We start from the raw sequence: 9,890 nt of genomic DNA on the forward strand, positions 1-9,890 counted from the left end.
TGTGCAAATTATTGTTCCTATTTATAATGCCTATGATGTTGTTAAACCGGCTTTGTTGGCACTGAAGAAGCATAATTTGAATGACGATGTGCTGTTGATCAATGATGCATCTACTGACCACAGAATTAAATCGCTGCTGAATGATATGCCCAGTCATTGGCAAGTGCGGCACAATCAAGACAATATGGGTTTTGTGAAAACAGCTAACATAGGCCTGAGAAACAGTTCATCACACAGCATTCTTTTGAACTCAGACACTTTGGTTACCAGCGCTTGGTTAGACAGGTTCAAACAAGCCACCATTATTTGCCCCGATATAGGTACAGCGACACCCTGGTCTAACAACGCTGAAATTTGCTCACTGCCGGAAACATTGAAAGTTAACCCCGTACCGGATGACATCGATGATTTGGCCACACAACTGGCTCAAAAACACCAACCATTGTATCCGGAATTGCCTACTGCAGTTGGTTTTTGTATGTTAATTTCAGCTGCTGCGAAACAACAAGTGGGGCTGTTTGATGAGTCCACATTTGGATGGGGCTATGGTGAGGAGAATGATTATTCCTTGCGAGTAAGCCAAGCTGGTTTGCGTAATGTGTTGGTGGATAATTGCTATGTGGCGCATATTGGGAACCAGTCTTTTAAAGAGAAAGACTTAAGGCCCAATGAAGAAACCATGCAGCGACTACTTAAAAAGCACCCAGATTACCTGCAGTTGATTCAAAAATTCATTGAAAAGGACCCGTTAGCAACAACAAGAAAGTCAATCATTGCTAAAATAGGCGCTTTTTAAACAACCATCAAACATGACTGAAAGCGGTTTAACTTTTACAGGTGAACGGTTCCTGCCTGATTGCGAACGTGAAATCTGGTATGAACATTACCATCGGTACACCATGGCATTGGATTGGGTTGCTGACAAAAAAGTGTTAGATGCAGCATGTGGTGAAGGCTATGGCAGCCATTTGATGGCACAAACTGCAAGCTCAGTCGATGGTGTTGATATTGACCCCACTGCTGTCGAACACGCTACCAGCAGGTATCAAAGATCTAATCTCAAATTTCATCAATCTGACGTGCTTAACTTAGCATTCGAGGATGACAGCTTCGATGTAGTGGTTTCTTTTGAAACCCTTGAGCATTTGGCTGAGCATGAAGCCTTATTGGCAGAATTTAAACGGGTATTAAAACCTGATGGTGTGTTGTTGATTTCAACACCTGATAAAAAAGAATACAGTGATAAGACCGGTTTCAATAATGAGTATCATGTGCGTGAATTGTATCAAGACGAGTTCAAGCAGATGATTGATGAGGTGTTCACACAGCAGCATTGGTTTGGACAGAAGTTGCTGTTTTCATCGGCCATATGGCGATTGGATACCACCCCAAAAACAGTTCAGTTTGATTGTTTGGACAGTAAGAACAATGTTTCAAATCAGCCATTGTTTGAGCCGGTTTACTTAATAGTAGCCGCCAGTAATGGAGACCTCAGCAACAGTAAGGGTCAGGACTTATATAACTTCACTGAGCAATCAGAACAAATTTATGGTCATTACAACGCGGTCATCAGGGCGCACATAAAAGCTGAGAATGACTACAAAGCTTTGGCTGAAAAGCAACAATCTTGGCTCAATCACCCAATCATCGGTCGTTGTATCAGATGGTTTGAGAGGAAATAAATATGGAATTTGAATTTAATTTTGGTGAACAACAAATAAGTAAACCAGCACCTTTAGACAACACACTCTATGCCTCAGTATCAGGCACAGTGCAGCAACTGTCACAAGAAGAACTGGTTTTTATGGATCACCAAGAGGGTGTTAATCATGTGATGACACTCCAAGTGCTTCAAGCGATGGGCTTGACCCAACAATTTAAGCCCATGCATGAACATGTGAATGTCATCGAGGCCAACATTGCAGAACTTAAAGGTCAGCAAGAGGCGATAAAAAAAGTGTTGGGTTTTCTGAAAAACAAAGGGTTGTTGGTCAGTGCCGATGACTGGTTGGCAAAGATAAAAAGCCAGCACCAACAATCCCGTGAGGTGCCGTATGCTGGTATGGTCATCAGAACATGCCAAAGACCAGAGAATCTACAGCGCCTGCTAGAATCCTTGGCCAGTTATGAAGAATCCGAAACCCTGGATAAAACCGTGTTGGTTTTTGATGACTCTCCAGATGTGAAATCACAAGAAGCCAATCAGAAAATATGCATGAACGCTGAGATGAGCGTTAAATACCATGGCCAGTCTTGGCAAAATCAATTCATTGGCATGTTGTGTGATGAATTTGAACAAGACCGTCAATCAATTGAATGGTTGCTAACAGAGCGTGATGGTTTCACTGGTGGTCGGGTATGGAATTTGGCTTTGTTGGCTTTGGCTGGCAAAAAATTCACTTTTTATGACGATGATTATTTGATTCAACCGCGCAAGGCAGCCAATCATGATGTTGAACAAATCAATTTATCTGATCATGCCAGTTTGGATGTCGGTTTTGGTTTGTCGGTGCGTGACATCAAAGAAAAAAGTGCTGAAGTGGAGTCGCCAATCATGGCACAAATGATTTCAGCATGTGGTGATCATTTTGGTCATTGGCTGAATCAAGAAAATCAAGTTAAACCCACCTCATTGTATGGTTGGCGCCTGATTGATTTAGATCGCTTAAATGAAAATTCACTGATTAAATCCACTGGTAATGGCACCTGGGGCAGTCCCCGCTCTGAAAGTAATTATTGGCTGTACTTATTGGAGGGCGAGCAACGTGAGGCCTTTTGGCAGGATCGTGAAACCTATTTGGAAAACATAGAAGCCTCGCACTTGATGCATTACTCGCCAAATTACCAAGCCCTGCGCTGCTCAAATTTTGCGCCATCTGCCATCGATAACAGTACATTGACCCCATTTGCGATGCCTATCAATAAGAATGAAGACCATTTCTTTAATTGCATGATGTTGGGTTGTTATCCTGATCAAGTCTCATTACATTTCCCCTTCATGATGGGCCACTTACAAGTCAGCACCCGTGACCGCAGTAGCTTTAATCACATCGCCAGAAGGCCAAATTTTAACAGCTTTGTGGCAGATTATATCTCCTCCATTTTTATTAATATTCACTCTCGTGATGTCAATGCCCGGTTCACCAGTATCAAAGCTGCGATAACAGACTTACAAACAGGTTCTGATCAAGCATTGGCCAATAGATTACAGGAGTACATGACTAAAACCCGTTCGGATTTGGTGATGTCTCTACAGAACATACTCGATCAAGTTCCTGACGCACCCATTTACTGGCAGGCCGATGTTCGTGAAATAGTACAAGCCAATGGCAAAGCCATTAAATCCAACCAGTCTCCAGTGTTGAGTGACTGGGATGAGACCATGGACTTAGAGTCATGCATTGCTAAAATCAGGCATGACTTAAAAGAAGTGGTTGATGCCATGGATGTCTGGCCAAAACTGTGGGCATTTTGTCTGGGGCAGTGAGTTCGATGCACAACATTGATGTGGTTGTGGTGAATTACAATGCCGGTGATGTGTTACAGCAATGCCTCAGTAAATTAGTTAAGGGTATTGATTCAGGCATTAATGTAGTGGTGGTGGATAATCATTCAACTGACGACTCATTGGTGCGATTAAAAAAACAATCATTTGCTAAACAATTAAAACTGATAGAAAATTTGCAAAATTCAGGTTTTGCTAAAGGCTGTAATCAAGGCGCTGCTGCGGGTGAAGGCGAGTTCCTGGCTTTTATTAACCCTGACTGCTTCATCAGCCATGAACAATTACAATCAATGGTGGCAGAATTAAGCCGCAATCAGCAGGCAGCGATGATTGGCTGCCGTGTGTTGAATACCGATGGTACGCTGCAAGCCGCCTCTCGTCGTCGATTGCCCACTTTCTGGCGTATCTTGTTTCAACTGACTCGACTCAGCCACATACCAGGAGTCAAGGGTGTCACCATCAATAGCCCTGCTGCTGTTGATGGTGTGTTACAAGTTGAAGCGGTGAATGGTGCCTGTATGGTTGTCAGGCGCCGAAGTTTTGATGCCATCGATGGCTTTGACGAATCATTTCCATTGCACTTTGAAGACTTGGATTTATTTGCGCGGTTGAAAGCCGTTGGGCATGACATCATTTATATTGATTCAGTGGCGGTGACACACCTCAAAGGGCACTCATCCAAAAACACCAGAGAAGTCAGCCAATGGAAAAGACAAGGGCTTTTACGTTACCTGAAGAAGCATCGACCACGGTGGGAATATCAAGTGACTAAGTGGTTGCTTGGCGCAAAATAAAGTTATACACCTGTTTTTTATTGAGTCCGTAATGATCAGCCACGACTTTGGCCACCGTTTTTGGTGGCAGCAGTGGCATCAGTTGGGCAATCAATGCAGCCGGCTGGCTACCAATTTCATCGGATACCGCAGGTTTTTTATTTAAAACCGCCAGCACAAATTCACCCTTCTGATGGTTGTTGTTGCTTTCGACCAGCTGTAATAGCTCAATGGCAGTACCGGTGAAAATTTGCTCAAAAGTTTTGGTCAACTCGCGACCCATTGCGACTTCAGCGGTTTCACCAAAAACTTCAATCAAAGCTTCAATCGATGCAACTATACGGTGTGATGACTCATAATACACATGGGTGGCTGTGGTCTCTAGCCAAGATACAAACTCGGCCACCCTTTGTTTGGATTTGGGTGGAACAAAGCCATGAAATACAAAAGGTTGGGTATTGATGGCTGCTACGGAAAGCAAGGCAATCAAAGCCGATGGCCCGGGTATGGGCACCACTTTTATGTTATTTTCGTGGGCCAAACCCAATAACGGAAAACCAGGGTCGCTGATCAGTGGCGTGCCTGCATCTGAGACCAGTGCCACATCATCTCCATTGATGAGCCGTTCAATCAGTTTATGCGACTGTTTTGCTTCGTTGTGTTGATGTAAGGCAACGGTTTTGGTGGTGATGCCATGGGCTTGAAACAAACGCATGCTGTGGCGAGTGTCTTCACAAGCCACTAAGTCACATTGATTGAGAACCTCTAACGCACGCAAGGTGATGTCATTGAGGTTGCCTATAGGCGTGGCCACCACATAAAGTGTGCCGCTTGCTGTTGCAGAAGATTGATTCATCGAACAGTATTTTAATGACTTCTGGGTTAAAATCCTAAACATGAATACGAAATTTAAAAACCCCATCATTATTGCTGTTGTATTGCTGCTACTGAGCGCCTGTGGTTCAGGCCCTTCAGGTCCAGGCATGAAGCCAACGGACTCAAAAGCAAAAACCACTGGCTTGGACTTGTATGCTCAACAAGATTACTTTTCAGCCGCACAATGGCTACAGCAGGCTTGGGAAAGTAACAACAAAGATGCTGCGGTATTCGAATCATTGCTTGATACCTGGAAACAACTGGGTGAAATGCCACAATTATGGAAATTACTGAGTGAATCTAGCTTGCGTACACCTATTGTCAAAGTGATTGAGGCCGAGTTAATGCAAGAAGCCGGTGAATGTGCTCAAGCGCTGATGAAATCAGATGAATTGGCCTCACCACCTACAGATGAAATATGGCAACAAAGGTATTGGCAAGTCAGGGCCAATTGTTTGCAGAGTGAACAACGCCATTTACAAGCTGTGGTTGCGTTGGTTCAACTTAAACAGTCTGTCGACGACGAGTTGATGAGCCAAGTATGGGACAATGAAATTGTAAATAACCTGATTCGCATTGATCAAGCTGAGTTGATCATGGCCATTGGCGATGATTCTTATGATTATGAAACACAAGGCTGGTTCGAGGCCGCTTATGTTAACTTTGGTGCTGATGGCGTGTCAGGGGAAAACTGGTTGTTGTTGTGGACGGAACATCCGGCGGCGCAATATTTTTTAGACATGAATCAGGTCAATAAACAACAGTCAGTGGCGATTTTATTACCTCTGTCAGGTCGTTTCCAAGCAGCAGCCAAGGCCATTCAGAAAGGTTTACTCACTGCTTCAGTGGTGGATGAGGGTAACCAATTTGATTTGCAATTTTTTGACACGGGAAGTCAGGCAGAAAATATCTCAGCGGCTTGGTATGCGGCTCAAGAGCAAGAGGTTGATTTAATTATTGGTCCCTTGGATAAATCAGCCATCGAAAAAATCGAAGCAATGCCCGCACCGGCCATACCAGTGGTGTTGTTGAACCAATCTGAATCCGATTATTTTCAATTCACTTTATCGCCCGAGGTTGAAGCAGAGCAAGCCGCCGAACGCATGTATGAAGATGGCCAAAGAAGGGCCATAATCTTGGCACCCAATGACCCCTGGGGGGAACGGATGACCAAAGCATTTGCGCAGCGTTTTGTCGATTTAGGTGGACAAATCATTGATAACAGCTATTTCCAACCAGAGCAGAATGATTACTCAGCGCAGTTACGTCAAACGCTTGGTTTGATTGAGAGTCAGCTCAGGGCCAAAAACTTACAAAGCTTTTTAAAACTGAATTTGGCTTCTGAAGAAGTGGTTCGTGCCGATATGGATGCCATTTTCCTGGCAGCACGACCTGATTTTGCCCGTTTGATGGTGCCACAACTTAAGTTTCATCGTGCCAATGAAACCCCAGTGTATGCCACCTCCCATGTATTTGATGGCTTCAATAACGAACAGCACAACAGAGATTTACAAGGTGTTAAGTTTGCCATCAGCCCCATTGAGTTACCTAACAGCCAGTGGCATGAAATACTGCCTTTTGAGCTGTCAAGGATTGGCAACAGTAAAAACCTATTTGCTTTGGGTTATGATGCGTACCAATTAATCACTCGTTTACAATGGATGAGCCGGGTCAACAGTGGCATGATTGAGGGTTTAACAGGTAAAATAAATTTGGGCTTTGATGGTCAGTTCAGGAGAGGGCTTAAGTGGGCAGAATACAACAATGGCTCAATCGTTGCTTTGCCTTGATCAACAACAAGACAAAGCACAGCAATGGCCAACAAGCTGAAACTTTTGCTGCTCAATATTTGCAGCGACAAGGTCTGAAGCTATTGGACCAGAACTACAACACCAAATTAGGTGAAATTGATTTAATTATGCGAGATGGCCAATGCCTGGTTTTTATAGAAGTCAAGTTCAGAGCGCGCAGTGATTGGGCCCACGCCGCTGAAACGGTGACCTTGAGCAAGCAACAAAAGATTATCAGAACGGCACAACTGTATTTACAAAACAAACAGCTTTCAGATCGAGTGTATTGTCGTTTTGATGTGGTGGCTATAGATAATGAGATCAACGAGGAAAACCTGAATTGGCTGAAAAACGCTTTTTGCTAAACCCAACCGGTAGTTCGTGTTTAAGCGACTGCTGTAAAATAGATTGTTATGAGGACATTTATGATGAAACCAACCCGATTCACCCAAGTCAGTTTACTGGCGATTGCTTTGATGAGTACCTTAACCGCATGTGCGCCGGTCATCATCGGCGGGGCCATAGTCACAGGCGTTAACATTGCCCACGATCGACGCAGTGCAGGTCAGGTATTGGATGACAAAATCATCACTGCCAGCGTGAAGAATGAAATCAGAAAATCATTGATTGATGATTCACGCATCAAAGTGGAGGCCTACAATGGTGTGGTTTTGTTGGCAGGTGAAGTTAAAAACCAAGAGGACCGAATCAAGGCTGAAGATTCAGCAGCCATCAAAGACGGTGTCATCAACGTGGTCAATGAGCTCAAGTTGGTGGATGAAATTTCGCACATTGGTAAACGCAGTAAAGATGGTTACATTGGTTCAAAGGCCAAAGCATCGTTGCTAAAAATTGACATGGAAGGTTTCGATCCGACCCGAGTTCATATCACCACAGCAAACCGTGAAGTTTACCTCATGGGTATTGTGAGCCGTGATGAGGCAGACGCTGTGGTCGAGCGAATCCGTCATTTACGCGGTGTAGATCGTGTGGTGAAAATATTTGAATACACTGACTAATTGCTTGTTGCTGCTGGCTTGCGGTTTACTCAGCGCTTGCCACATCAACCTCAATATGGCGAAGCAAACGCGACCACCAGAGAATGTGGCGGTTGATTTTGTCGCAGCTTATAACCAACAAAACATCGATGCCATGTTACAGCTGGTCGATGTTGATGTGCAGTACATGTTCATCGAACAAAACCAATTGTATACAGAGACGGCTGATAAAAATGCATTATCTAACTTTCTGAAGGGCTATTTTAAACAAAACCCCGATGCACAGTCAGCAGTGGTTTCATCACAACAGTCTGGCAACTTCATACATCAGGTTGAACGTGCTTTGTGGCAGGATCAAAATGGCGTGGCAAAAACTCAGTGCAGTTTGTCTGTCTACGAGTTAAATGCTGGTTTAATCATCAATGTGTGGTATTTCACGGCTTATCAATGCGACCAGAACTAACATAGTAAGCCATTGAATTAAAACTGATTGAGATGGCCCAGCTGGCTGATGCCTGCAGGGCAAACCTCAATCTCACTGGCCTATCATGTTGCAACAACTTAAAACAAGCACCACCATGCTGCTACTCATGATGTTGTCATTTGTGGCTTTGGCCGCTGATGAAATCACCATCAACTATGCCCACCAAGACAAGACACTTGAAGTGATGCATTGTTTTACCTCAGCTCCAGATTATGTTGAGGCCAATGACCGGGTACTACAAAACGCCTCTAGCAACATCCTCTGGCAAGGCCAAAAAGCAGCAGTACACCCAGGTTATATTGAGTTACCTGACCAACAAGCCGGCTGTTTGTCTTATACAGTTGATGGTGATGCCGTCACCTCCAAACAACTGAAGCAACAGCACCCTGGTGAATTGCTGCTGAAAATTGATGCCATGTTATGGCAACCAGATGATATGAGGGTACGAGATTTACCCCATGTCATCTTCAACCATGCAACCCATATTCACATTTCATCACCTTGGCAATTGCTCAGCCGATCAGCGCAAAAAACCAGCTATTTAAAAAAACCCAGCCCGAAATATTCAGATGGCTATATAGCAATTGGTGAACTGCAGACAGAGCGAATTATATTGTCAGACTCTCAATTGCGTTTGGCCATCTTGGCTGGCGCCTATCGCCATCGCCAATCAGACATCAGCCATTGGGTCAAAACCATGGCGGAATCAGTGGCTCAAGTGAGTGGTGGTTTTCCACTGGATGATGTGCAGGTATTGGTGGTGTTGATTGACGGTGATGGCGGAGCCGTGCCTTGGGGCCAAGTGAATCGTGGTGGTGGTCAAGGGGTTTTATTGGTGGTCAACGCGAATAAGGGCAGTACTGAATTGATGGCCGATTGGACCGCACCACATGAATTCAGTCACCTACTGACTCCTTATACGCCTTATGACCGGTGGTTGTCTGAAGGATTTGCCAGCTACCACCAAAACATCAGTCGCTTGCGAACAGGTTTGTTGGATGAAAAAACGGCGTGGTCGAAATTGGTGGCTGGGTTCGAACGTGGCCAACGGTCAGCGGCAAAAATCAGCGCACCCGTTTTAAAGCAATCAAACCGTCGGCATAATATGCAAATGTACTGGGGTGGGGCAGTGATTGCACTTAAGGCTGATGTGGCGTTGCAGCGCGAAACCAATGGACAAGTGACCTTATCTGATGCTTTGGCTGGCCTGCAAACATGCTGTTTGGGGCAAGGTCGCGGCTGGTCAGCAAGGGCTTTATTTTCACAATTGGATGCCATCACCAACACCCAGGTTTTTACTGAGCTCTACCAACAAGAAGTGCTGCGCAAGCCATACCCTGAATTTCATTCAGTACTGGATGAGTTGGGTATCAAAACATCACCCTATGGTGAGGTTGAACTGAATGACAAGGCACCACTGTCAATGGTAAGGAAGCGCATCGCCAATGCCGAAGCGGGTTAATT

General features: G+C 44.6%; 10 protein-coding genes. 9 read left to right on the forward strand and 1 reads right to left on the reverse strand.

The features are described from left to right. Nucleotide 1 precedes the first annotated feature (1 nt). From QNI24_RS04640 to QNI24_RS04655, 4 genes are read left to right on the forward strand one after another with little or no spacing between them, the layout of a single operon-like run. Nucleotides 2–796, forward strand: a complete 795-nt coding sequence (locus tag QNI24_RS04640) for a glycosyltransferase family 2 protein (protein WP_267175176.1) — start codon at nucleotides 2–4, stop codon at nucleotides 794–796. A gap of 13 nt (nucleotides 797–809) precedes the next feature. Continuing rightward, on the forward strand, nucleotides 810–1,682 hold the full coding sequence (locus QNI24_RS04645; RefSeq protein WP_267175119.1) for a class I SAM-dependent methyltransferase: 873 nt from the start codon (nucleotides 810–812) through the stop codon (nucleotides 1,680–1,682). A 2-nt stretch (nucleotides 1,683–1,684) separates the two neighbouring features. Continuing rightward, nucleotides 1,685–3,487, forward strand: a complete 1,803-nt coding sequence (locus QNI24_RS04650; RefSeq protein ID WP_267175120.1) for a hypothetical protein — start codon at nucleotides 1,685–1,687, stop codon at nucleotides 3,485–3,487. A 5-nt stretch (nucleotides 3,488–3,492) separates the two neighbouring features. Next, nucleotides 3,493–4,299 carry a glycosyltransferase family 2 protein gene (locus QNI24_RS04655; RefSeq protein ID WP_267175121.1) on the forward strand — a complete coding sequence of 269 codons (807 nt, stop codon included), beginning with the start codon at nucleotides 3,493–3,495 and terminating at the stop codon, nucleotides 4,297–4,299. Here QNI24_RS04655 and rsmI read toward each other — a convergent pair. Beyond that, entirely contained in the window at nucleotides 4,274–5,134 is an 861-nt protein-coding gene (gene rsmI, locus QNI24_RS04660; RefSeq protein WP_267175122.1) for a 16S rRNA (cytidine(1402)-2'-O)-methyltransferase, read from the reverse strand. The genes QNI24_RS04655 and rsmI overlap by 26 nt on opposite strands. Before the next feature lie 40 nt (nucleotides 5,135–5,174). Between rsmI and QNI24_RS04665 the strand changes: the two genes are divergently transcribed. The 5 genes from QNI24_RS04665 (at nucleotide 5,175) to QNI24_RS04685 (ending at nucleotide 9,888) form a co-directional block, all read left to right on the forward strand. Then, nucleotides 5,175–6,944 (forward strand): penicillin-binding protein activator, encoded by a 1,770-nt coding sequence (locus tag QNI24_RS04665; RefSeq protein ID WP_267175123.1) that lies wholly within the window; start codon nucleotides 5,175–5,177, stop codon nucleotides 6,942–6,944. Next, nucleotides 6,902–7,309: a YraN family protein gene (locus QNI24_RS04670; protein WP_267175124.1), complete on the forward strand. Its 408-nt coding sequence runs from the start codon at nucleotides 6,902–6,904 to the stop codon at nucleotides 7,307–7,309. The genes QNI24_RS04665 and QNI24_RS04670 overlap by 43 nt, the downstream gene beginning before the upstream one ends. Nucleotides 7,310–7,369: 60 nt before the next feature. After that, nucleotides 7,370–7,963, forward strand: coding sequence for a BON domain-containing protein (locus QNI24_RS04675; protein WP_267175125.1), 594 nt, complete (start codon nucleotides 7,370–7,372; stop codon nucleotides 7,961–7,963). Next, nucleotides 7,947–8,405: a nuclear transport factor 2 family protein gene (locus QNI24_RS04680; RefSeq protein ID WP_267175126.1), complete on the forward strand. Its 459-nt coding sequence runs from the start codon at nucleotides 7,947–7,949 to the stop codon at nucleotides 8,403–8,405. Before QNI24_RS04675 ends, QNI24_RS04680 begins: the two co-directional genes overlap by 17 nt. A gap of 85 nt (nucleotides 8,406–8,490) precedes the next feature. Then, complete coding sequence (locus tag QNI24_RS04685; protein ID WP_283708510.1) at nucleotides 8,491–9,888, forward strand: hypothetical protein; 1,398 nt, start codon at nucleotides 8,491–8,493, stop codon at nucleotides 9,886–9,888. Nucleotides 9,889–9,890: the final 2 nt, after the last annotated feature.

Origin of the sequence: Marinicella marina (assembly GCF_030065545.1) — a bacterium.
GTDB classification, from domain to species: Bacteria; Pseudomonadota; Gammaproteobacteria; order Xanthomonadales; family Marinicellaceae; genus Marinicella; species Marinicella marina.

Excerpts from the sequence above, each read along its gene's own strand:
- QNI24_RS04685 (WP_283708510.1), top strand. The coding sequence starts at position 8,491 with ATGTTGCAACAACTTAAAACAAGCACCACCATGCTGCTACTCATGATG.
- QNI24_RS04655 (WP_267175121.1), top strand. The coding sequence starts at position 3,493 with ATGCACAACATTGATGTGGTTGTGGTGAATTACAATGCCGGTGATGTG.
- QNI24_RS04675 (WP_267175125.1), top strand. The coding sequence starts at position 7,370 with ATGATGAAACCAACCCGATTCACCCAAGTCAGTTTACTGGCGATTGCT.
- QNI24_RS04665 (WP_267175123.1), top strand. The coding sequence starts at position 5,175 with ATGAATACGAAATTTAAAAACCCCATCATTATTGCTGTTGTATTGCTG.
- QNI24_RS04645 (WP_267175119.1), top strand. The coding sequence starts at position 810 with ATGACTGAAAGCGGTTTAACTTTTACAGGTGAACGGTTCCTGCCTGAT.
- QNI24_RS04650 (WP_267175120.1), top strand. The coding sequence starts at position 1,685 with ATGGAATTTGAATTTAATTTTGGTGAACAACAAATAAGTAAACCAGCA.
- rsmI (WP_267175122.1), bottom strand. The coding sequence starts at position 5,134 with ATGAATCAATCTTCTGCAACAGCAAGCGGCACACTTTATGTGGTGGCC.